Raw genomic sequence first — 24405 nt, forward strand, 5'->3', positions numbered from 1 at the left:
CCTTGTCGGACAAAATTCAAACCCCGCCCGCAGCCCAGGTTCACACGCTTGCGATGACCGAACGCATCGCGTCGTCCTTGGCCGAAAAGGTCCTGGCGATCGCCGGCGAGGCTTCGCGCGGGGCGCTCGGATCCGAAGGTTGGATCGGGCCAGCCGGCTTTGCGCGCGCGACGCTGCCGGACGGACCACGCCCCGCATCGACTCCTTCGAGCAAGGGTCGCAGAACCGCTGCAATCTGTGCGATGCCCTGCTCGTTTTGGAAGATTTCTTCATGCCATCCGGAGATCCGGTAAGAGCAAAGCCGCCCCTTCGCCAAATCCTTCCAGCCTAGATCAATGTCGAGAAGGTCATCGAGAATTTCATCGCTCCGCAAGAGGACGATATCGTCGGACGACGGCACCGGCCGAAATCCGCTTTGCGCCGCGTCGAGCAGAGTTAACAAACGCCAGGTCTCCCAATCGTCGTTCCCTATTTGGGACGGATGGATCACGCCGAACTTCGCCAAAAGATCAAGAATTCGGCTCTTGCGCACGAGCGTATAGAAAGAGAGGACTTTGGCGAGGCTCGCCCTCCCGCTCGCGACGAGCCCGACGCGATGCCGAAAAACGTGAAGATGCTCGGCGACGCCAAGCAAAAGTTTCCGACCTAGTGGAAGGTTGCGCTCATAGTCGGGCCGCACCGTGTCGGCCATGACGACCAGGGGAACCAATTCGCCTTGCTCTCTCAACTGGCGCGCCGCCTCATAGGCGATGACGCCGGCGACGCAGAGCCCGATGAGGATATAAGGGCCCCGCGGTTGCGCGGCGCGAATGACACGGACATATTCTGCCGCGACTTCCGTCATGCCTCCAGAGGGCAAACGCGCCTCGCCTTCGTCGAACAATTTGATGCCGAAAAACGGCCGATCCCCGAGCATTTTCGCGAGCTTGTAATACATTAGCGTATTGTGAATCGCGATGATCGGGGTTTTCGATCCCTCGGGCTGAATGGAAACGACGCTAGACGGCGCGACTCGCTTTTCGAAGCGCGAAACGAGCTTAGCGAATTCAGCCAGCGTCGGCGCTTCGAAAAGCGCGCCGATACGCAGCTTGACTCCAAATGCGGCGGCGACCCGCGCGACCATGCGGACGGCGAGAAGCGAATGGCCGCCGAGTTCGAAAAAATTCGAATTTCGATCGATCTCGTCGACCTCCAGCGCGTCGCGCCAGATCTCGGCTAGCTTCAGCTCGATCTCCGAGGCGGCCGGAGACGTCGCCAGCCCGAGCGAAATGGCGCGCCCGTCGGGCCGCGGCAGCCGATCTCGGTCGACCTTGCCATTCGGCGTCAAAGGCAAAGCGTCCAGCGTCACCGCCAGCGAAGGGACCATGTGTTCGGGCAGCTTCACCCGTAAAGCGGCGAGCGCCGACTTGGCGATGGCGTCGGCATCGATCTTCAAGCCCTGGTCGGCTAATTTCAGATAGGCGACCATTCGTCTCGTCCCGCCATCCTCGCGAACGACGACGGCGTCGGCGAGACGGGAATCTGCGCGCAGGACGTTTTCGATCTCCTCGAGTTCGACCCGCTTTCCGTTGATCTTGACCTGGCGGTCCTTGCGGCCGAAAAACTCAAGCGCGCCATCGCGCCTTCGCCGCGCCATGTCGCCCGTGAGATAAAGCCGCTCCCCGCCGCCGAGCGGGCTCGGAATGAATTTCTCTCGCGTGAGTTCGTCTCGGTTCAAATAGCCGAGCGCAAGTCCATCTCCTCCGGCGCAGATTTGCCCAACAGACCCCGGCGGGGCGAGCTCCAACTCCGGCCCGAGAATATAGACGTCCGTATGCGCGATCGGCGTTCCGATCGGAACCGCGCCGCCGCCCAACCCTTCGCCAGGTATGCGATAGCAGCAGGTGAAAGTGGTGTTCTCGGTCGGCCCATAGCCATTGATCAATTGAACGCCCGGCAAGCCCGCCAGGGCCTTCTCGATATGCGCGGGCGACAACACGTCGCCGCCCGCCAGAATTTGGCGAAGCGGCCTAAGCGCCCCTAAATTATGGTCGACGAGTTCATGAAAAAGGCCGGCGGTGAACCAAGCCGTCGTCGCGCCATGCCGCGCGATCGCTTCGCCAATCTCGTCGAGCGAGGGGCGCGGCTCGGGCACGATCGCCAGGCGCGCGCCATTGAGCAAGGCGCCCCAAATCTCGAAGGTGGTTGCGTCGAAAGCCAACGGCGCGAGGTGCAGAAAGGTTTCGTCCGCCCCGAAGCTCGCGTAATTTTGCCCACGCGTCAGCCGCACGACGCCCCGGTGCGGAACCATCACGCCTTTGGGCCGACCGGTCGAGCCCGAGGTGTACATGATATAAGCAAGATCGTCGCTGCTGCGTGCGACGTCGAGCGGGGCGTCCGTTTCGTCGGCGGACTCTTGCAGGGCCGTTTCAAGATCGACAAAGGCGAGTTCGCCGCCATCGAGCGCATGGGCCAAATCGCCTTGCGCCAGAGTGAGCGCCGGCGCGCAATCCTTCAGCATGAAGGCGAGAAGATCCGTAGGATAGCTCGGATCCAGCGGAACATAGGCGCCGCCTGCCTTCAAAATGGCGAGCAGCGCCGTGATCGCCTCGATCGAACGCTGAGACAAAAGACCGACCCGATCGCCGGGCCGCACGCCCAGCGCCTGAAGCCTGCGGGCAAGTCGGTTCGCCCGCCGATCAAGCTCGCCGTAAGTCACGCGCGCATCGTCGCAAAGCGCGGCGACGGCCTCAGGCGCGCGCGCCGCCTCGGCCGCAAAAATCTCATGAATCGGCCTTGCGTCGAGAGGCCCGACGGACGGTCCGCGCGAGGCGGCGATGAGTTCCGCGCGCTCGGACTCTGTCATGAGCTGCAGCTTCGACAGCGTCAAAGCGCCTTGCGTTTCATGAATGTCGCGGGTGATGGAGTCGAGGAGAACGCCGTAATAGCCGATCCAGCGCTCGATCGTCTCGGCGTCGAACAGATCCGTGTTGTAATCGCAATCGAGCCGGATCCCGTTTTCCTGCTCCGTCAAATTGAAAAAAATATCGAAATTGACGAAATGCTTCGGGTTCGGGTCGACCTCGACCTTCAAGCCCTCCATGCGAATCCCGTCGCCGAGACGTTCAAGATTGAAGGCGGCCTCGACAAGAGGACGATGGCCAGCCCCGCGCGGCAGCGCCAACTTGCGCACCAGCGTCCCTAAGGTGAAGCTCTGATTTTCAAAGGCCTCCAGCATGAGCCGGCGAGTCGCCGAGAAATGATCCGCCAGGGTCGTCGCGCCGCTCCACTGGCCGCGCAAAGGCAGAAAACTCACGCAATGGCCGATGAGATTGCCGTCTTCCACCAGCGCCTGTCCAGCGGCCGGGATGCCGACGACAACTTCCTCCTGCCCCGCAAGACGGCCGAGAAGCAATTCATATCCGGCGAGCAGCGCCGCAAACAGGGTGCAGCCTTGACGCGCCGCCGCCTTGCGAAAGGCCAGAGTCCGCTCGCCGTCGAGCCTCCGGCTGAGCGTGGCGCCGCGAAAAGTCTGCAACGCCCGCCGCGGCCGGTCTGTCGGCAGATCAAGGGGCGGCGGCGGGGCGGAGAATTGCCTGAGCCAGAAGGATTCGACCGCCGTTCCGCCTGCTTCCGACTGCTGCGCCCGTTCCTCCGCCCCATAACGAACGAAGCCAACCGGCGCAGGCAGGTCTGCGGCCGCTCCACTGCGCGCGGCATTGTAAAGCGCCGCCAGCTCGCTGATGATGACATTTGTCGACCAGCCGTCGCAGACGATGTGATGCGCCGTGACGACAAGGGCATGCTCCTGCGGTCCCCACCGCACGAGCGCGGCCCGGATCAGCGGCCCGTTGACGAGATCGAAAGGCGTTTCCGCCTCCGCCGCGAGCAACTCCCGCCAGGCGCGCTCGCGCGCCTCGACCGGCTTCAGCTCGAAATCGCATTCCCGGACAGCGATCTCGAGCGAAGGCGCGATGCGAATCGCCTCGCCGGTCGGCGCGAATGTGGCGCGCAAGGCCTGGTGGCGGGCGACGACTTGATTGAGGGCCCGCGCCAGGGCGACGCGGTCAAGCGCGCCGCGCAGGCGCAAGGTCACCGATTCGTTAAAGGCGCAGGACGCCTCATCGGAAAGCTGAGCTGCGAGCCAGACCTCGGATTGGGCCTCGGTCAAAGGCGCTTCGAGAGCCGACTCATCCAGAACGGGCGCAGGAAGGACGCCGCCGCCTGGCCCCCCGCTCGGAGAACCGCCCGGCAAGAAGCCCGCATTCTGCATCGCGATAAGGCTGCTTTCGAAGGCCTCCGCGATCGCCTCGATGTCGGCGTCGCTATGCGCGGTCGTGAGGAAGCAGGGATAATGATCCTGAATATAGACCCCGCGCTCGAGCATGTGCGGATAGAACAGGCCTGAGAACCGGCTGACCGTCGCCAGGTTGAAGAAGAACAAGCTGCCGCAAGTCTCGATATGAACGTCGACGCCGCGCCGCTGAAACAGATCGTTGAGCCGCCGCACAAGGGCCGCCGTTCTGGCGTTCAGACCCTCCTGCAGCGCCGGACCTTTTTCCTTGAGATGGTTCAGCACCGCCCACATCGCCGCCAGAACAAGCGGATGGCGCACGAATGTTCCCGCAAAGAAGGTCACGCCGGCTTCGGGATAGGATTCGTCGCCATAGCGCCACATGCCGCCGTCGAGCGCGTCCATGAACTGCGCCTTGCCGGCGAGGACCCCGATCGGCAGCCCGCCGCCGATGATCTTGCCGTAGGTCGCAAGATCGGCGCGCACGCCGAAAAGGGCCTGCATGCCGCCCGGGTGCATCCGAAAGCCGGTGATGACCTCGTCGATGATGAGCGCCGCGCCCGCCGCTTCGGTGATCGCGCGGATTTCCCTGACGAAAGCGGCCGGCTGCAAGTCGGGATGACGGCTCTGCACGGGCTCGACCAAGACCGCCGCCAGCTCGTCCGCATGCGACCTAATCCAGTCGAGCGATTCCGGCGCGCCATAAGGCAGCACGACCATGTTCTCGACGGATTCTTGCGGAATGCCGGCGGCGGCGGCGAGCGGCCGCGCGACTCCGTCCCGCAAGCTCCCCTTCACCAGAACTTCGTCGAATTGGCCGTGATAATCCCCAATGAACGTCACGATGCGGGAGCGCCCGGTGACCGTGCGCGCCACCCGCATCGCCGCCATCACGGCTTCCGACCCGGTGTTGCAGAACGTGACCCGCTCGTCGCCGGTGAATTCGCTGAAAAGCTCCGCGACGCGGCCGGCCAACTCGGCCTGCGGCCCGATCGGGAAGCCCTTTTGCATTTGCGCCTCGACCGCCTCGATCACAAAAGGCGGGCTATGGCCGAACATGGTTTGTCCGTAGCCGTTCACAAGGTCGATGTAGACATTCCCGTCAACGTCCCAAAGGCGGGAGCCGGACGCGCGCTCGCCCACGATCGGATAGACGAGATCTTTCCATTCCTGCCGAAAGCCGGCGGCGGCGCGCGGATCGGCGAGAGTCGGCCGATGCCGGGCCGCCATCACCTTGGATTTCGGCGTGCGCGCGTTGAAGCGCTCGGTCAGCGCCTCAAGAGTCCGGTTTTGAGCCTCGGTCATCGCGGCGGCGGGGGCGTTGCGGGCCTCCGCGACCATTTCGAAACGGGATTTGCCCTGTCCCGAGACCGTAGCTGCGCTCGACGGCTCTAGGCGCGCCGGCCCAGGCGCTGCGGGAACAGGCGCTGCGCGAGGCGTCCCGGAAACTGGCGCGTGAGGAACCGGCGCGGCGAGCGCGGCGGCGTCCGATCCGCGCAGCGCTTCGAGCTGTTGCGCCATCAACCGGCTCATGACGTCGAGCTGCTCGCGGATCACCTGCTCGACGGTTCCGACGGCGGCGCTCGCGCGCTCCGCCCGAGGCGCGGGAGCGAATGCAGAGAGCGAGGACGCCGGGACAGAAACCGTGGAAGCAGGGACGGAAGAAACCGCCGGAAGCTGCGCGACGGCGGGCGCAGGCGTGGGCGGGAGCGTCTCCGCCAAAAAAGCAGCCAGAGCTGGAATCGTCGTCAATTCGCCGAGAAGTTGGCGAAATGTCAGCTTGACCTTGAATTCGCGCGCCAATTGCTGCGCGGCTTGGCTCAGAAATAGCGAATCGAAGCCCATCTCAAGAAAATTGGCGTCCGGGGCGATCCCCGCGAGCGAGTCTCCGGAGAGTTTCTCGAGGAGCGCGACGACGCGGCTTTGCGCCTCGGCAATGCGGAGGTCTTCAGCCGGTGCGGCGTCGGATCGAACCGGGGCGACGGGCGCTGCTTGCATTACGGACACAATCTCGACAGAGGTTGATTCGAAGTTCGGCTCGGGCTCGACCGGATCCGGCTGCGCCGGCGCGCTGGCGTCTTTGCGCGAGGCGGGCGGCGCATCGATCCAATGCCGCGAACGTTCAAACGGATAGGTCGGCAGCGAAACCCTTCGCCGCCGCTCGCCCGCATGCGCATTCGCCCAATCAATCGCGACGCCGGCGCACCAAAGCCGCGACGCCGAGCGCGCCATCACGTCGCAATCGTCGGCCGGCTGTGAAGCGTCCGGAAGCGAGGCGAGTACGGCGCCGGCCTCCCCACCCGCGCCAGCTTGGCGCGCGAAAGTGGAAAGAACGATCCCTGGGCCGGCCTCGACGAGGACCGGCGCCTGGCCCTCGGTCGCGCCGTCCCGCAAAAGGGTCGCAAGCCCATCGCCGAACCGCACCGGCTCGCGGCAATGCCCGGCCCAATAGGCGGGAGAAACGGCCTGCGCCTCGGTCAGCCAGTCGCCGGTCACGCTCGAAACGCACCTGATCCGCGGCGCGCCGAGCCGGACGCCGGCGACGCGCTCCTCCAGGGCTTTGGCCGCCGTTTCCATCATCGGCGTGTGGAAGGCGTGCGACGTGTGCAGGCGGCGGGACATCACGTCCCGCCCGGCGAGAACGGCCTCGAGCTCGGCGACCGCCTCGTGCGGACCGGCGGCGACGCAAAGCGAGGGGCCGTTGACGGCGGCGAGCGCGAGCGACTCGCCGAGCAGGGGCGCGAGTTCGGCTTCAGGCAAGCGCACGGCGAGCATGGAGCCCGGCGGCGTGTCCTGCATCAGCCGGCCGCGCGCCGCGATCAGCGCGAGCGCGTCCTCCTGCGAGAAGACGCCGGCCAAACAGGCCGCGACGAATTCTCCGACGCTATGCCCAATCATCATTCGGGGTTCGACGCCCCAGCTGCGCCAAAGCGCAGCAAGCGCATGCCCCACGGCGAAAAGCGCCGGCTGGGCGAATTGCGTCTCTAGCAGGGTCTCCGCGTCGAGACGCTCCTCAGGCCCACCGTAAAGCAGAGCGCAAAGGTCGCGCCCGAGCAAAGGCCGCAGGATCTCGGCGCTTCGCCGCATGTCGGCGCGAAACGCCGGCTCGGTTTCAAAGAGACCCGACCCCATGCCGGGATATTGCGCGCCTTGGCCGGGAAACATGAAGGCGACGGCCGGCGCTCGCTCGCCCGCGCGACCCGAAATCAGGCCCTGCCCGGAAGCAAGTGAAGCGATCAATTCGGATCGATCCCGCCCGACGCAGGCGGCGCGATGCGCGAAAGCTCGTCGCCCAACCTGCAGCGTGTAGGCCACATCCGCCAGCGGCTGCTCCGGATGGGTCTCGAGATGTTGCGCCAGGCCCTTGCGCGCCGCCTCGAGCGCCGCTTCGCTGCGGGCCGAGACGACGAGTGTCTGGCTCGGGCGCAGCGAAGGCTCCGGCGCGGCGACCGGCGCCTCCTCGAGCACGACATGCGCATTGGTCCCGCCGAGCCCAAAGGAGCTGACCCCGGCCCGGCGCGGCCAAGCCTCGCGCGGCCAGTCGCGCCATTCCTTGTTCACGTAGAAAGGGCCGCCCTCGAAGGCGATATGCGGATTCGGGGTCTCGAAAAAGAGAGTCGGCGGCAGTTTCGCCTCGCGAAGGGCGAGCGCCGTCTTGATCAGGCCGGCGACGCCCGAGGCCGCGTCGAGATGGCCGATATTCGGCTTGATCGAGCCGAGGGCGCAAAATCCGATATCGTCCGTGCCGGAGCGAAAAGCTTTCGTGAGCCCGGCGACTTCGATCGGATCGCCGAGCGGCGTCGCGGTGCCATGACATTCGACATAGCCGATGGTGCGCGGATCGACGTCGGCGTCGGCCAAGGCCGCAGCGACCGCCTGGGCCTGGCCGTTCGCGCTCGGCGCCGTGAAGCCCGCCTTCGCGGCGCCGTCATTATTGACGGCCGAGCCGCGAATGACCGCGTAAATATGGTCGCCGTCGGCGAGAGCGTCCTCCAGTCGCTTCAGAAGCACGGCTCCCGCGCCGCCGCCGAACACCGTCCCGTCCGCCTTCGCGTCGAAGGTGCGGCATCGTCCTTGGGGCGAACCCATGGCGCCGTCTTGGGCGAGATAGCCGCGTCGCTGCGGCAAGGACACGGACACGCCGCCGGCGAGCGCCATGTCCGATTGATACATGAGAAGGCTTTGGCAGGCTTGGGACACCGCGACCAAGGCCGTGGAGCAAGCCGATTGGACCGTGACGCTCGGCCCGCGCAGATCGAGCTTGTAGGAGACCCGCGTGGCGAGGAAGTCCTGCAGGCTTCCGATCAGCTCCTGATAGCCGCCGATCTGGTATTCGCTGGCGAAGAGCTCGGCCGCGGCGTGATCCTGGCACACATGGCGCAGAAAATAGGTGCTGATGCTCGCGCCGGCGAAGACGCCGATGGCGCCGGAATAGGCGGCTGGGTCATAGCCCGCATCCTCGAGAGCCTGCCAGGCGCATTCCAGGAACAGACGATGTTGGGGATCGGTGAGCGCCGCCTCACGAGGGCGCATGCCGAAGAAGCCGGCGTCGAAAAGCTCCACGCCGTCGAGGATCGCGCGGGCGCGGACGAAATTCGGGTCATCGCGGATCGAGCGGTCGAACGAGTCCTCGAGTTCGGCGTCGGTGAAACGAGAGATGGATTCCACGCCGTCGCGCAGATTTCGCCACAGCGCCTCGACGTCGGCGGCGCCGGGAAACCTGCCGGCCATGCCAACGATCGCGACGCCCGTGGACGCAAGGGACGATTGGGCGAAAGCATCCTGCTTCATGACGCGGACTGCGCCCGCTTGCGCCAGATGCGCCGCAGCGCTTCATTCTGCCGCTGCTTGCGATCTTGAAAGTCTGCGATCGGCAAATTATCCGAGTCGCGCGTCCGAAGCAGAGCCGCCTGGCTCCGAACCGTGGTCTGCTCGAAGAGGGCGGTCATGGGGACCTCGTCGAATTGCGCACGAATTTCTTCATGCAAGGCGATCAAATCTAGCGACGCGCCGCCGAGGTCGAAGAAATTGGCGTCGAGCCCGACATAGGGCAGCTTCAGGATCTTGCGCCAGATCGCGGCGAGCTTCTCTTCGAGTTCGCTGGCGGCGAGCTCCAGCCGCGGCTTGTCGGCGAGAGCCGCCGCTTCCGGCGTCGGCAGCGCGTTGCGGTCGATCTTGCCGCTCAGCGTCATCGGCATGCGTTCGATGACGATGAGCCGAGCCGGCGTCATGTAATCCGGCAGCGCGGCGCGAAGATGCTGCTTCAGCCGTTCGACCAAGGGCGCCTCCGGGGCTCGGCTATCCAGCGCCTCAACCCGTCCGGGCGAAGCCGCCACAATATAGCCGATCAGTTGCTTGCCCGAAACTCCCTCCCTCGTGACGACCGCCGCCTCGCTCACTTCGGCATGGGAGAGAAGCTGCGCCTCGATCTCGCCGAGCTCGATTCGATAGCCGCGGATCTTCACCTGATTGTCCGCCCGCCCGACATATTCGATCTGACCGTCGCCGCGCCAGCGCGCCATGTCGCCGGTGCGGTAGAGACGCTCGCCGGCGCCGCGCGCGAACGCGCTCGCGACGAACCGTTCCGCCGTCAGCTCTGGCCGCCCGACATAGCCCCGCGCCAAGCCGGCGCCGCCAATATACAGCTCGCCGACGACGCCGGCCGGAACCGGATTGAGCGCGGGGTCGAGAATATAGAGCTGCGTGTTCCAGATCGGCCGGCCGATCGGCGGAAGCGAGACGTCGGCGCTTTCCCTCGCGACGAAATTGCTGACCACATGCGCCTCGGTGGGCCCATATTGATTGATCAAGGCGCATTGCGGCTCCGCGCGCAACCAGGCCGACAGATCCGGCGTCAGTCGAAGCTGCTCCCCCGCGGTGATGATCTGACGCAACTCCGGCAGTCGCGCGCCGCTGGCCGCCTTCACCGTCGCCAGCGGCTGCAAGACCGCCGCCGGCATGTAGATCCGCTCGACAGCCTCCCGGCGCAGCAGCGCCAGAAGCCGGCGAAAATCCCGGCGCTCGTCCTCGCTCGGCACGATCACCCCGCCGCCCTCGTTCCAGGCGCTGAACATCTCCTGGAAGCTGACGTCGAAAGAGAAGGAGGCGAATTGCAGGGTCCGCGCGCAGCCGGGCAGCGCCGATTTCTGCCATTGCAGAAGATTGACCAAGCCCGCATGCTCGAGCGCAGCGCCCTTCGGCCGGCCAGTCGATCCCGAAGTGTATATGCAATAAGCGAGATTTTGCGGCGTCGAGACGGGTTCGAGATCGTCGTCGGGTAACGCCTCGGCTTCGGCCCAATCGGCGTCGATGCGCCATAGGCGCGCCGTGGTCGCCGGAAGCCCGGCGACGAGCCGGTCCTGCGTCAGCACGATGCTGAGTCCGGCATTTTCGATCATATAGGCGAGCCGCTCCTTCGGATAGCTCGGATCGAGCGGAACATAGGCCCCGCCGGCCTTGAATACGCCGAGCACGCCGACCGCCATGTCGAATGAGCGCTCGACGGCGAGGCCGACAAACGCATCGGGGCCGACGCCGAGGCGGCGCAGGCGCCTTGCAAGCTTATTGGCTTTGGCGTTCAGGGCGCCGTACGTCAGCGTGGAGCCGCCGAAGACAACCGCCGGCGCGTCGGGCCGGCGCGCGGCCTGCGCCTCGAAAAGCTGATGCAGGCTGCACGGCTCGACCGACGCGCTTTCGCCCCGGCTCCATTTTTCGAGAATTTCGATTCGCTCATCCTCCGACAAGAAATCCACCGCCGTGAGCCTCCGCGTCGGATCAGCTGTGATTTGGCCGAGGAGACGAATGTAGCGTCCATGAATGGCCGCCGCCTGGCCCGCATCGAATTGACCAAGCGAATAAGCATGGTCAAGTTCCAGCTCATCTGTCGCCCGCAGCGTCAGAGTCCAGGAAGGCTCGACCGATCGGCCGCTTGTCGCGCGCGCCGCCGCCGAACCAGACTGCCCGAGCCCGGCTTGATCCGCGGCCCCCTGATCAAACGCCCCCCGGTCGATCAAACCTTCGCCGAGGATGACGATCGAATCGAACAAATCTCCCTCGACGCTCGCCCAACGGCGGATCTCGTCGGCGCGCGCGCCCGAAAAATCCTGCGCGATCAGCAACTCGTCCCGCACGGACCGAAGCCAGGCCCCGACCGACTGGTCGGGCCTCGGGCTCAGAATCGTCGGCGGGATCTCGTCGAGCGGGCGCGATCCGTCCGACGATCGCGTAGCGGGAGCCGTCTGGACCCCGAAGGCGATCGTCCGACGCCCGCAAGAGCGCTGCAGCAGCAATGCCCAAGCGCTCAAGAGGACAGTTTCCAACGAAACTCTTTCGCAACGGGCGAAACGCCGCAATCGATCCGTCTCCGCCGCGTCGAGCAGCATACGGAGCCGGCCCCGCTCGGAGAGGCCCGGCTCATTCGCGCGAATATCGCGAAGCGCGCCCTCCGAGGCGGCGGCGAGCAGACTCGGCTCGCGTAAGGCTCCAAGCTTTTCCTTCCAAAACCGCTCCATCCGCTCGCGCGCGAACTCAGCCGCGCGCTCGGCGCGACCGACGAATTCGAGCTGGCCGTCGGTCCGCTCTCGAACGAGATCTCCAGTGCGATAAAGCCAGCCGCGCGATGGCCCGCCGAAGCTATCCGGAACAAATCGGGCGGCCGTCAATTCAGGCCGGTTCAAATAGCCAAGCGCGACGCCCTGGCCTCCGACGCAGAACTCGCCGGCCTCGCCTAGAGCGAGTCGCTGAAGCTTGGCGTCGACGATCCGGGCCGCGTCATGCGCGGCAGGCCGACCAATCGGAAGCTCGGCCTTGTCGTCGAAATCGGGCGGGATGTTATAAAGGCAGGCGAAGCCGCCGAGTTCCGTCGCGCCATAGCTGGTCGCGAGACGGCAGCCAGGAAGTAAATCGAGAGCTCGGCGCAGATGCGTCGGCGAGGGAGCGCCATGGATGACGAGCTGGCGCAGCGACCGGAGCCCGCCTCGAACCCGATCCGTCATCGCTTCGAACGCCGAGGCGCTCATCACCGCCGCGCTTGCGCCCGCGCGTTCGATCGCATCCTCGACCGAGCCGCCGTCGGACGCGACGGCCAGCGCGGCGCCATTGAGCAAAGCCGCCCAGATTTCGAACGACGCCTCGACCGAGCCGAAGGCGGCCTTATGGAGCACGATGTCGCTCGGGCCAAAAGGTGAGAATTCAGGGGCGGCGAAACGGGCGACCGCGCGATGCGGAACCAGGACCCCGACCGGACGCCGGTAGGACTCGTCGCCATAATCGACAAAGGCAAGATCGTCGGCCGAAGCGCCGCAACCGAGCGCCGCCGCGCTCTCCCGGCCGATGGATTCAATTTCGGCGTCGAGCAGAATCGTCGGCGCCGTCCACGCGCGGTCTTGGGGCTGCGTGGGGACAAGGCGCGAATCGGCGATCACCGCTGCAAGTTCCGCCTCCTCGGCGACAAACGCCAATCGATCTAGCGACCAAGCGCGCAGGAGGGGGACGAAAGCGCCTCCGCTCTTCAGCACGGCGAGCATCGCCAGCACGAACTCTGCGGTTCGATCGAGATAGACTCCGACGCGGCGCCCCCGGCCGACGCCTTTCGCCGTCAAATAGCGGGCCAGGCGATTGGATTGGAGATCGAGTTCGGCATAGGAAACGAGCCTGGGGCCGCAAATGATGGCGGGACGCCGCGCTCGATCGTGATCCGCCCCGACGGCGTCAAAAAAAGCGCCGACGATCGTCCCGCGGTCGGACGCCGCGATTTTCCAATCGAGCCCGTCTTGCATTAAACGGTGCGACATGCCGATGGCGCCTTATCGCTTAGCGGAGGTCCAACCCTCGCCAAGCTATTTAGAATGTCAGGGCTGACCGAATGATATAGGTTCGCGCGCGCGCTTGGTCGACTAATTCCAAGCCGAATTTGCAGCGCAGCCGAGAAATGACGATGCGATACATGCCAAAGTCGCGCAACTCACATTGCGTATCAATTTGCGAACTCCGCCAAAAAATAGAGGCCATGAAATACAGCTGATATCTCGCAAATTATTTGCCGTACAACCGAACATTCTCCACAATATTTATATATCCGGCGCTTAAATATGAATGACATCAAAATCTAATTATAGCTGCGATATAGCCATCGAAGCAAGAGACAAAAATGCGCAGCTGCCCGTCCGCCGCCGCGCGGAAACAGTAAACGGACCGAGCAAGGGATTCAGTGGCGGAGCGCGAACTTACGCGAAGCTCTGGGCCGTCGAATTTCACGTTAGTTTCCTCGACCGAACAGAGCCGTTCCGGCTGAAAATTGAGACAGGCGCCCATAGACGATAGACGATATAGCTCACCTGCGTAAGTCTCGTCGGCGACATTTCGCACATCGCTGCAAACACCCTCGATGCAAATTTCCAGGCCGCTCTCGGCCCCGCCGCCGTAGATTTATATCGCATAGTTTATATCATCGCAGTATATTTTAGATCGACATGCGAATTATGCCGCTCCTGATCGAATAACTAGCGGGACGCCATTTATTAAATTGGTCTTACTATTTATAAGCAACCGTAAATTGCAAATTTATAAAAAGCATATTTTTGTAAATCAGTGGCCACTATATGATTAATTTTTATATATAATACGACGAATATCTTATTTATATAAGTATTTCAAAATAAGCTTATTTTGACCGCGCCACTTAAGCTATTCAGGACGGCGATTTTCCACGCATCCTCCGCATCTTGAAGGAGAGGAAATAACGCCGCGCTGGATGGCCGCCGGGTCAAGCACCCCGCTTCGGAGCGGCGTTCGCCGACGTGATCTCGCCGTGCAAAATCTCGCTCAAGATAAAGCTGTTCATATGCTATAATGTGAAAAGCCTCAGCAAAGGGTCCCTCGCATGCGAGACGAACTTTTTTTTAGAGACGAAGAACCCGCGGAGCAGTGCCGCGGGGCGTTGAACAGGCGGCCGTTTCGGATCGGCCATGCGCTCGCCGGCCATCCATTGCTTTCGCTGGACGCCCTCGCCGCTCAAGCCGAGGCGGGGAGCAAGCGCAAGGACGGGTTTTATTTCGACGCTGGCGATCTTGCCTTCACCGATAAATGGGGCGCAAAGCCGACGCCCAATTTGACCGTCGCGCAAATCTTCGACCAGATCGAAACCGTCGGCGCGTGGATCGTCCTGCACCACCTCGAAGCCGATCCTCGTTACAAGGCTCTCCAAGACGAGTTCGGCGAGTTTTTTCGGAAATCCATCGCCGATCCGGACGACGCCAAACTGTTGAGCAATCCCGATTTCCAGGTCTTCATCTCCTCCCCGCGGCGCAAGACCCCCTACCATTTCGACGAGGAAACGAACTTCCTCATGCAGATCCAGGGCTCCAAGACGATCTGGATTTGCGATCCGCTCGACCGCGACGCGACGACGGAAGACGAGATTGAGCGCTTCTACGCGGGGCAGGTCCTGACCGCCGGCAATTTCAAGCCTCATGCCGAAGCGACGGCGCGGCGATTCGATCTTTCGCCCGGCGAGGGCGTCCACATTCCCATGCACGCTGGGCATTGGGTGCAAAACCATGACGCCGTCTCGGTGTCGATCGCGCTCGACTTCGAATATCCGCGCTGGAAATACGCCAACGTCTATCAAGCGAATTACTATCTGCGGAAGGCTGGTCTTTCGCCTCGGCCCCCGGGCCGCTCGCGCCTCTTCGACCGGCCAAAATCGGCGGCGATCAGCGGCCTGCGGGCGGTCAAAAATCTAGTGCGCTGCTGAGCCGCACGCGGCATTTTGCCAGCGTGGAAGGGATGAACCGCGGCGCCTGAGACGTCAGCCCGGGCTTGGCGCGAATGTCACGACTACGCTATGATCGGGCCGGACCAGCCGGGGTCCGTCCCCCAAGTCTTGAATTCAGCCATGGTCGTTTCGGCGCTTCAGCGCGCCGCCGACCAATTCGGGCGCAAATCTATTGCCAGCGAGGAGAATTTTATGGAGACGACTGAAACCTTGGCGATAGCGCGGCGGCGCAACCTCCCCTACGCCGAATTCGAGCGCGACTATCTAATACCCAACAGGCCGGTCATCCTGACCGGCTGCATGGAGAATTGGCCGGCGCTCTCCAAATGGTCGCCGGAATTTTTCAAACGGGAATATGGCGCGGCGTCGGTGACGGTCGAAGGCGAAGAGAGCACGCTCGGCGCGTTCATCGACCGCGTGCTCGACTCGAGCCCGGCGCATCCATCGCCTTATCTCAAGGATGTCGTCGTCAAAGATCTCGGCGGCCGCAAACTGATGAACGACATCGAGCCCTTCTGCGAATATTCCTTTCCGAATTGGCTGCCGGGCGACTATTTGGTCTCGAAGGTCAAGAATCTGTTCAATTCCGCGCAGATTGAGCTTTTCATCGGCGGCGAGGGGACGAAGCTCGGCGAGATCCATTACGACTATATCCACGCCCACACCGTGCTCTGCCAAATTTACGGGCGCAAGGCGTTCACGGTCTTTCCGCCCGAAGACGCGCCTTGGCTTTACGCGAAAGGCCCGATGGCCGCGATCAAGGATCTCGATTCGGTCGATCGCGAGCGCTTCCCTCTGTTCGACCGCGCGACGCCGATTTCCTTTGTGCAGGAGCCCGGCGAGATCGTTTTCCTGCCGAGCGGCTGGTGGCACACGACTCGGCTGCTGTCGGCCTCGATCGCCGTCGGCGTCAATTTCGCCAACGCCTCGAATTGGGCGGCCGTGATCCAGGATCTTCGCGAGTCCTCGTCGCTGGCGCGCCTGCCGCTTGTGGGGACGGCGCTCGCCACCTATCTTTCCGCGCTCGGCCGCGCCAAGGAGGCCCGTGGTCCCTTCGCCGGCGCCGACGAGCTCGGCATTGTCCCCGCGCAAACCCGGCTGGAGGCGTAGGCCAACGCCTGAGGCGCGCGAGAGCAGCGGGTGAAGCCTTATCGAGCGAATGGCCTCATCCGCTCGAGCCGAACGGGCTTTTGGACGCCGTTGACAGCCCATAAGCCCGTTCGCTGGCGACGGGATTTCCGATCCGGCTCGGAACAGCCGCCGGCGGCGCCCGCGACAGGAGGCCGCTGCACGCATCAGGAATGCCGGTTGCCGCGCCGTCTCGTTCCGCTCTAAAAGCCGGAAGCAATGGATTTCCTCCGCGGGCCGCCTCCCGCGCCCTTCAACGGAATGCGAGCCCCCATGGCCAACGACGAAGCTTCCTCCCTTTGGTCCGCCACGATCAAGGGCATGACCGGCTCCTGCCCGCGATGCGGCCGCGGCAAGCTGTTCAAAGGGTTGCTCGACGTTGCACCGGCTTGCAACAAATGCGGGCTTGATTTCAAATTTATCGACACCGGCGACGGTCCGGCGGTCTTCGTCACGCTCATCGCCGGCTTGGCCGTGCTCGGCCTCGCGCTTTGGGCCGAGTTGCGCTATGAGCCGCCGATCTGGGTTCATCTCGTCATCTTCCTGCCTATGACGCTTATCGTTTGCATCGGCCTCCTGCGCCCGACAAAAGGGCTGCTCATCGCCATGCAATATCGCAATGAGGCGGAAGAAGGCCGGCTCGAAAACTGAAAATGCGTCGTCCTCGCGCAGGCCTGTTCTGGCTCTTGGCGCTCGTCGTCGCGGCCGAGGCCATCCTTGCCGGCTTAGGCGTCTGGCAGCTTCAGAGGCTCGCCTGGAAAACCGGCGTGATCGCCCAGATCGAGGCGCGCGCCGAAGCGGCGCCAGAGCCGCTCCCGCCGCAAGCCGAATGGGGAGATCTTCGGCCCGACGATTATGAATATCGCCATGTCTGGCTCAGCGGCCGCTACGAAAATGACAAGGAGGCGCTGGTCTTCCGGGCCTCCGGCGGGCCGCGGCGGGAGCCTGGCTATCTCGTCCTCGCGCCGCTGCGGCTGCGGTCCGGGGCCTATGTTCTCGTCAATCGCGGCTTTGTCCCTCTCGACCGAAAGAATGCGGAGACGCGAAGCGCTGGAAACATCGAGGGCGAGACGCGCGTCACAGGCTTGATGCGCCGGCCCGAGCCGCGCAATTTCTTCACGCCCCGCGACGATCCGGCCAGCGGGAGTTATTTCACCCGCGATCCAGGCTTGATCGCCGCCCATTTCGCGCTCGCGCCAGCCGCGCCGTTCAGCATCGACGCCGACGACGCGCCGGTCCCCGGCGGCTGGCCGAAGGGCGGCGCGACCGAACTCGCCATCCCAAACAATCATCTGTCCTACGCCTTGACCTGGTTCGGCCTCGGATTAAGCCTTGCCGGGGTCTTCGGGGCCTATGCCTGGAGCGAATTCCGCTCCCGGGCATGAGATCGGGCGGGCTTCGCGCGCGAGCGGCGGGGCGGTCCGGCGCGCGTGGCGCTGTCAGACGACGCGCTTCGTGCTAAAGGGGACGAGGCTCTTGCTGACACCAGGTTCAAGATTCATCACGTGAGATATATTTCGACGCGCGGCGAAGCGCCGCCCCTCTCCTTCACCGAAACGCTTCTGGCTGGCCTCGCGCAGGACGGCGGGCTCTATTTGCCCGAGACCTATCCGAGCCTCGGCGCGGATGAGATCGCCGGTTTCGCGGGCAAACCCTATGCGGACGTCGCCTTGGCGGTGATCTCGCCATTCGTCGCCGGCGAGATCGAGACCGGCGCGCTACGGAGAATGATCGAAGAGGCCTATGCGGGCTTTCGCCATCCCGCGGTCGCGCCGCTCGCCCAGATCGATAGCAATCTTTTCGCGCTCGAGCTGTTCCACGGTCCGACGCTCGCCTTCAAGGACGTCGCGATGCAGCTCCTCGCGCGCCTGATCGATCATGCGCTGAAGGCGCGCGGGCAGCGGGCGACGATCGTCGGCGCCACCTCCGGCGATACGGGCGCCGCCGCCATCGAGGCCTTTCGCGGACTCGATCAGGTGGATGTGTTCATTCTCTATCCGCACGGACGGGTGTCCGACGTTCAGCGCCGGCAAATGACGACCGTCGCGGCCGACAATGTCCATGCGATCGCGCTCGAAGGCAATTTCGACGACGCGCAAGCCCGCGTGAAGGCGATGTTCAATCACAGAGCTTTTCGCGACGAGTTCGGCCTCTGCGGCGTCAATTCGATCAATTGGGCGCGCATCGTCGCCCAGACGGTCTATTATTTCACGAGCGCCGCCGTGCTCGGCGGCCCCTTGCGCCCAGTGTCCTTCGCCACGCCGACCGGAAATTTCGGCGATATTTTCGCCGGCTGGATCGCCAAGCGGATGGGTCTTCCGATCGACCGGCTGATCATCGCGGCCAACGCCAACGATATTCTGCCCCGCGCCCTGGCGAGCGCGAGCTATGCGCTGGGCGAAGTCCAAGCGACGCAATCGCCGTCGATGGACATCCAGGTGTCGTCGAATTTCGAGCGGCTTCTCTTCGAGGCCTATGGACGCGACCCGCGCGCGGTTCGCGGCAAGATGGCCTCTCTGCTTCAGTCGGGCGCCTTTTCGATCGACCGAGGCCCGCTCGCGGCCATCCGAAGCGAATTCGACGCCTTCAGCACGGGCGAAGCCGAGACGACTCAAGAGATCGGGAATACGTGGCGCGGGTCCGGCTATCTTGTCGATCCGCATACGGCCGTCGGCCTTCGCGCCGCGCGCCTTGCGCAGCCGCGCGACCCGTTGATCCCGCATATCGTTCTCGCTACGGCGCATCCGGCCAAATTCCCCGACGCGATCGAGCGGGCGACCGGCGCAAGGCCCGGCCTGCCCGCCCATCTTTCCGATCTTCTCGAAAGGGACGAGCGCTTTTCGGTCGTTGCAAACGATCAGAGCGAGGTCGAGCGCTTCATTCGCGCCCGCGCCAGACGCGAATCGAGCCGGGCTGCGTCATGAGCGTCGAGATCACCACCCTGCCCTCAGGCCTCAGAATCGTCACCGATCGCATGGCCCATCTCGAGACAGCCTCCTTGGGCGCCTGGGTCGGCGCCGGCTCGCGGCATGAAGGGCCGCACGAGCACGGCCTCTCCCATCTTCTCGAACATATGGCTTTCAAAGGCACGAAGCGACGCTCGGCGCGGGCGATCGCCGAGGAGATCGAGGCCGCAGGCGGCGACCTGAACGCGGCGACGAGCACGGAGCACACGGCCTATTACGCCCATGTCCTCGCCGAGGACGCGCCGCTCGCGCTCGACATTCTGGCCGATATCCTCACCGAGAGCACCTTCGATGCAGCCGAGCTCGAACGCGAGAAAAGCGTCATCCTGCAAGAGATCGGCGCGGTAGAGGACACGCCGGACGATCTCGTCTTCGATATTTTCAGCGCCTCGGCCTTTCCCGATCAGCCGATCGGCCGACCAATTCTCGGCACGCCGACGCAAGTGACTGGGTTCGGCCGAGAGGCGATCGGCGCCTATCTCGGCTCCCACTATTTCAGCAGCGCGATCGTCGTCGGCGCGGCCGGCGCCGTCGAGCACAACCGCATCGTTGATGAAGCGGAAAAGCGCTTCGCGGGGCTTCCCGCCGAACCTCCTGCCTCGGAAAGCCCGCCGGCGCGTTATCGAGGCGGCGACATTCGGCTCAAGCGGCGGCTTGAGCAGGCCCATATCGTCGTTGGATTCGAGGGCCTTCCCTATCATCACGAGGATTTCTACGCCCTGCAGATCTTCTCCAACGCGGTCGGCGGCGGCATGTCCTCGCGCCTGTTTCAGGAGGTGCGCGAAGCCCGCGGCCTCGCCTATTCGATCCATGCCTTTCATTGGGGCTATTCGGACGTAGGCCTATTCGGCTTTTACGCCGCGACCGGCCGAAAGGACGTCGGCGAACTCATGCCGGTCGCGCTCGATTGCCTTGGAGAGGCGGCGCAAAGCCTCGGCGAAGGCGAGATCCGGCGCGCCAAGGCGCAGATGAAGCTCTCCCTTCTCGCCGCGCTCGAATCGCCGGCAGCCCGGGCGGAGCAGATCGCGCGGCAGCTGATGGCCTTCGATCGCATCCTCACCCGCGAGGAAATCATCTCCCGGATCGACGCGCTCGAACTGGCCCAGATCCGCGCCGCCGGCGCGCGCACCCTCAGTTCCGCGCCGACCGTCGCCGCGGTCGGGCCCGTCGCCAAGGTCTTCGGTCCCGACCGCATCGCCGAGCGGCTGCGAGGTCTGTGAAGGAGCGGCTCAATGGCACTTTTCCGACTGAGCCCCCCGAGCGAAAGCGCGACCTTCGTCCGCGGCGAGGGCGTTTTTCTGCGCCCGCCGGAGATGCGGGACTTCGACGCCTGGGCCGGCTTGCGCGAGCGAAGCCGCGCTTTTCTGACGCCTTGGGAGCCGACCTGGCCGGGCGACGACCTGACGCGCGCCTCGTTTCGGCGCAGGCTGCGCCGCCACCAGCAGGAAATCGAAAACGACGAAGCCTATCCCTTCCTAGTCTTTCGGGACGATGAAAGCCTGTTGGGCGGCCTGACGCTCGGCCAGGTCAAGCGCGGCGTGGTTCAAGCGGCGACGCTCGGCTATTGGATCGGCGCGCCCCATGCCGGCAAGGGTTACATGTCTCGCGCGGTTCGGGCGGTGATCGGCTTCGCCTTCGGCGCGCTCCGGCTACACCGGATCGAAGCGTCATGCCTGCCGCATAATGTAGCGTCCACCCGGCTCCTGGAGCGAGCCGGTTTCCAGCGGGAGGGTTATGCGCGCGCCTATTTGCGGATCAACGGCGCCTGGCAGGACCATCTGCTCTACGCCCTGCTCGAAACCGATCCGCCGCCGCCACCCCTGGTCCGGCGCGAGTAGGCCCCTTCGCGGCGCGGTTCGGCTGCGCAGGGCGACGCCGAACCGACAGGCGGCGCATGAATTGATCGGACCCGCCCCCCGTTCTATTTATTAGGCTGCGATCTTTCTTGCATGGACGACCGGCGCTCGTCGCGCCGCAGGAAGGGCCGGCGAAAACTGCGAAGTGGAGACGGCAATGTCCGACCTGAAACCGGTTGAAGAAAAGATCGACGAACTGATTGCGGTTTGCGCGGCGATCAGCGCTTTTGTCTGTGAAATTCCTGAAGCGAAGCTCGTCGAGATGCCGAAGCTCAAGGCTCTGCTCTCAGCGCATTCAGGCTTGACCGAGCATCAAAAGAAACTCGCGATCGACGCCGCACGAGAGATGAAGCATGCGGTCCAGGCCAAATTCGGGCACTAAGCGGCGCACGGCTCCGTTCCAGGCGCCTCGCAAATGACAAGAATACCTTGTTTTCAGGGGTATTGCCGGTCAGCATCTGGCGCGACGCCGGCGTGCGGGCGTTCCGCCCCTGAGACAGACAGGTCGTTATTGTCGGGCATACTGCATCACATCCGCATTCTGACCGCGCTCGCGGTTCTAGTCGCCGGTCTCATCCCGGCGCAGGCGGTCGAATCGGTGCGGGTGCCCCTCGACGCGCAAGCGATCGACCTAACCAAGATGATCGACGGCTATCACTCTGAAGGCGACCGGCTTCTGGTCTCGACTGCGCCCGGCTCGGACGGCATCGTCCGGCGCATCGAGGTCCGCGCGCGCGAAGAGGGAACACGGCCGAGCTGGATCGTTTTCGCGCTCACCAACGACACCAGCGAGCAGATCGAGAGATTGATCGTCGCGCCGCATTTCCGGCTCGTCGGCTCGGGCGTCATCTGGCCCGACCTCGGCGCCTCGCGCATTTCGGCGATCACCGCGAGCCAGGGCTTTCCTCCCGAGCGCGAGGAAAGCGCGGACGCCGACGTCTTCCGCCTTACGCTCGATCCCGGCACGACCGTCACCTATGTCGGCGAATTGCGAACGCCGAACCTGCCGCAGCTCTATCTCTGGGAGCCCGACGCCTACAAGGACAAGATCACGAGCCTCGCCCTCTACAAGGGCATCGTCATCGGCGTCGCCGGACTTCTCGCCCTCTTTCTCACCATCGTCTTCGTGGTCAGGGGCGCGGTGATCTTCCCCGCCGCCGCGGCGCTCGCCTGGACCGTGCTCGCCTATGTCTGCATCGACTTCGGCTTTTGGGGAAAGCTCTTCGGCATCGAGGGGCAATCGGATCGGATCTGGCGCGCTGGCGCCGAGGCCATTCTCGCCGCCACGCTCGTCGTCTTCCTGTTCGCTTACCTGAATCTCAGCCGCTGGCATGTGCGGGCCTCGCATGTCGCGGCGGCATGGCTGATCTTCCTCGCCGCGCTCGTCGGCCTCGCCGTCTATGACGCTCCGGTCGCCGCCGGCGTCGCGCGCATCTCATTGGCGACCATCGCCGCGGTCGGTTTCGTCCTGATCCTCTATCTCGCCATTCACGGCTATGACCGCGCGGTCATGCTGATCCCGGCTTGGTTCCTGCTCCTCGTCTGGATCATCGGCGCGGCTTTCGCCGTCACCGGCGCGCTCACAAATGACCTCGTCTCGCCGGCGCTGATCGGCGGCCTCGTGTTGATCGTCATGCTCATCGGCTTCACGATCATGCAGAACGCCTTCGTGGGCGGCGGACTCGGTCAGGCCGTCGTCTCCGACACGGACCGCAAGGCGCTCGCCTTGACCGGAAGCGGCGACATCATCTTCGATTGGGACGTCGCGGCCGACCGCGTCTTCGTCAGCCCGGAAGTCGAGACCCAGCTTGGCCTCCCGGCGGGCGCGCTGGAAGGTCCGGCCGCCGCCTGGCTCGACGTGCTGCACCCGCTCGAGCGCGAGCGCTTCCGCGCCTGCCTCGACACGATGCTCGAGCAGAGGCGCGGACGCATCAATCAGGATTTTCGCCTCCGCGCGGCGGACGGACAACATGTCTGGTTTCGATTGAAGGCGCGGCCCGTCGTGAGCACGGACAATGAGGTGATCCGCATCGTCGGCTCCCTGAGCGACGTGACCGAAGCCAAGACGTCGGAGGAGCGACTTCTACACGACGCCGTCCACGACAATCTGACCGGACTGCCGAACCGCGAGCTGTTCCTCGACAGGCTCGAGGCGGCTTTGACCTTGGCGCAGACCGACGCCGGCATTCGCCCGACAGTGGTCAGCATCGACGTCGACCGTTTCAAGCAGGTCAATGAAGCCGTCGGGCTTTCCGCCGGCGACTCGATCCTTCTGACCCTCGCCCGCCGCCTCAGCCGCATCCTGAAGCCGCAGGACACGCTGGCGCGACTCTCCGCTGATGAATTCGCGGCCGTGATCATCTCGGAATCCGAGACCGAACAGATTACTGCGCTCGCGAATGTCGTGCGGCGGGTCGCCTCGACCCCGGTGACCTTTGGCGACCGCGAAATTCCCATGACGGCCTCGATCGGCCTCTCGCTCTACGATCCGCAACTGCACGCCAAAAACGAGGACATGCTCAAGGACGCCGAGATCGCGATGCGTCACGGCAAGCGCTTGGGCGGAAACCGCATCGAAGTCTTTCGGGCGTCGATGCGGACGCTGCGCACCGATCGCTTCGGCCTCGCGGCCGACCTGCGCCGGGCGCTCGACCGCAACGAGATCAAGATGTTCTTCCAGCCGATCGTGCGGCTCGAAGATCGCACCGTCGCCGGTTTCGAGGCGCTGCCGCGCTGGGACCATCCGCGCCTCGGGCGGCTCGCATCGAACGAATTCCGCCAGATCGCCGAGGAATCGGGTGCGATCGTCGATCTCGGCGTCTTCGCGCTGGAGCGCGCCGCGCGTGAGCTTTCTGCTTGGCAACGGGCGCTCGACGTCGATCCGCCGATTTTCGCCAGCGTCAATATTTCTTCGCGGCATTTGCTGCGCCACGATCTCTTGCATGACGTCAAGGCGGCGCTATCGCGCGCCGGCGTCGCCCATGCGAGCCTCAAGCTCGAGTTCACCGAAAGCCTGGTGATGGAAAACCCGGAATTCGCGGCGCAGATTCTGACTCGCCTGCGCGAGCTCGGCGCCGGACTCTGGCTCGATGATTTTGGGGCGGGATATTCGTCCCTGGCCTATCTACAGCGATTTCCGTTCGATGCGATCAAGATCGACCGGTCCTTCGTGCGCCATAGCCGAACCGGCGCCCGGCCTGTGATTTTGCGCTCGCTGGTCGCCTTGGCGCATGATCTCGGCATGGAGGTCGTCGCGAAGGGCGCCGAGTCCGAGTCCGACGCAATCGAACTCTATCAGCTCGGCTGCGAATACGCGGAGGGCTTCGCCTTCGGTCAGCCGCTCAGCGCGATCGACGCGCGAAAGCTGGTCGGCGCAGCGACGATCGCCGCCTGACGACGAACCACCGC

General features: G+C 64.4%; 11 protein-coding genes. 9 read left to right on the forward strand and 2 right to left on the reverse strand.

Going from position 1 to position 24405, the window contains the following annotated elements:
• Window positions 1–40 precede the first annotated feature (40 nt).
• Both METAC_RS23500 and METAC_RS25230 read right to left on the reverse strand, forming a co-directional pair.
• Window positions 41–9064 carry a hybrid non-ribosomal peptide synthetase/type I polyketide synthase gene (locus METAC_RS23500; RefSeq protein ID WP_084143620.1) on the reverse strand — a complete coding sequence of 3008 codons (9024 nt, stop codon included), beginning with the start codon at window positions 9062–9064 and terminating at the stop codon, window positions 41–43.
• Window positions 9061–13065, reverse strand: a complete 4005-nt coding sequence (locus METAC_RS25230) for a non-ribosomal peptide synthetase (RefSeq protein WP_084143622.1) — start codon at window positions 13063–13065, stop codon at window positions 9061–9063. Before METAC_RS25230 ends, METAC_RS23500 begins: the two co-directional genes overlap by 4 nt.
• 1088 nt (window positions 13066–14153) lie before the next feature.
• On the opposite strand from METAC_RS25230, the gene METAC_RS0112675 reads away from it, so the two are divergent.
• The 9 genes from METAC_RS0112675 to METAC_RS0112715 all read left to right on the forward strand — a co-directional run bounded on the left by METAC_RS0112675 (window position 14154) and on the right by METAC_RS0112715 (window position 24391).
• The gene (locus tag METAC_RS0112675) at window positions 14154–15026 is read left to right on the forward strand and encodes a cupin-like domain-containing protein (protein ID WP_026607319.1); all 873 of its coding nucleotides are present in this window, start codon (window positions 14154–14156) and stop codon (window positions 15024–15026) included.
• A gap of 213 nt (window positions 15027–15239) precedes the next feature.
• Window positions 15240–16157 (forward strand): cupin-like domain-containing protein, encoded by a 918-nt coding sequence (locus tag METAC_RS0112680; protein ID WP_198017213.1) that lies wholly within the window; start codon window positions 15240–15242, stop codon window positions 16155–16157.
• A gap of 291 nt (window positions 16158–16448) precedes the next feature.
• Window positions 16449–16826 (forward strand): DUF983 domain-containing protein, encoded by a 378-nt coding sequence (locus tag METAC_RS0112685; RefSeq protein WP_026607321.1) that lies wholly within the window; start codon window positions 16449–16451, stop codon window positions 16824–16826.
• A gap of 2 nt (window positions 16827–16828) precedes the next feature.
• The gene (locus METAC_RS0112690; RefSeq protein ID WP_026607322.1) at window positions 16829–17560 is read left to right on the forward strand and encodes an SURF1 family protein; all 732 of its coding nucleotides are present in this window, start codon (window positions 16829–16831) and stop codon (window positions 17558–17560) included.
• A 120-nt stretch (window positions 17561–17680) separates the two neighbouring features.
• A complete protein-coding gene (gene thrC, locus METAC_RS0112695) occupies window positions 17681–19099 on the forward strand; it encodes a threonine synthase (protein WP_026607323.1) in 1419 nt (472 codons plus the stop codon).
• The gene (locus METAC_RS0112700; RefSeq protein ID WP_026607324.1) at window positions 19096–20361 is read left to right on the forward strand and encodes a M16 family metallopeptidase; all 1266 of its coding nucleotides are present in this window, start codon (window positions 19096–19098) and stop codon (window positions 20359–20361) included. Before thrC ends, METAC_RS0112700 begins: the two co-directional genes overlap by 4 nt.
• 12 nt (window positions 20362–20373) lie before the next feature.
• Complete coding sequence (locus METAC_RS0112705; protein ID WP_026607325.1) at window positions 20374–20979, forward strand: GNAT family N-acetyltransferase; 606 nt, start codon at window positions 20374–20376, stop codon at window positions 20977–20979.
• Between the two features lie 175 nt (window positions 20980–21154).
• Window positions 21155–21379, forward strand: a complete 225-nt coding sequence (locus METAC_RS0112710) for a hypothetical protein (protein WP_156898208.1) — start codon at window positions 21155–21157, stop codon at window positions 21377–21379.
• A gap of 138 nt (window positions 21380–21517) precedes the next feature.
• Window positions 21518–24391 carry an EAL domain-containing protein gene (locus tag METAC_RS0112715; protein ID WP_026607327.1) on the forward strand — a complete coding sequence of 958 codons (2874 nt, stop codon included), beginning with the start codon at window positions 21518–21520 and terminating at the stop codon, window positions 24389–24391.
• Window positions 24392–24405 lie beyond the last annotated feature (14 nt).

It is taken from the genome of Methylocapsa acidiphila B2 (assembly GCF_000427445.1).
Classification (GTDB): Bacteria; Pseudomonadota; Alphaproteobacteria; order Rhizobiales; family Beijerinckiaceae; genus Methylocapsa; species Methylocapsa acidiphila.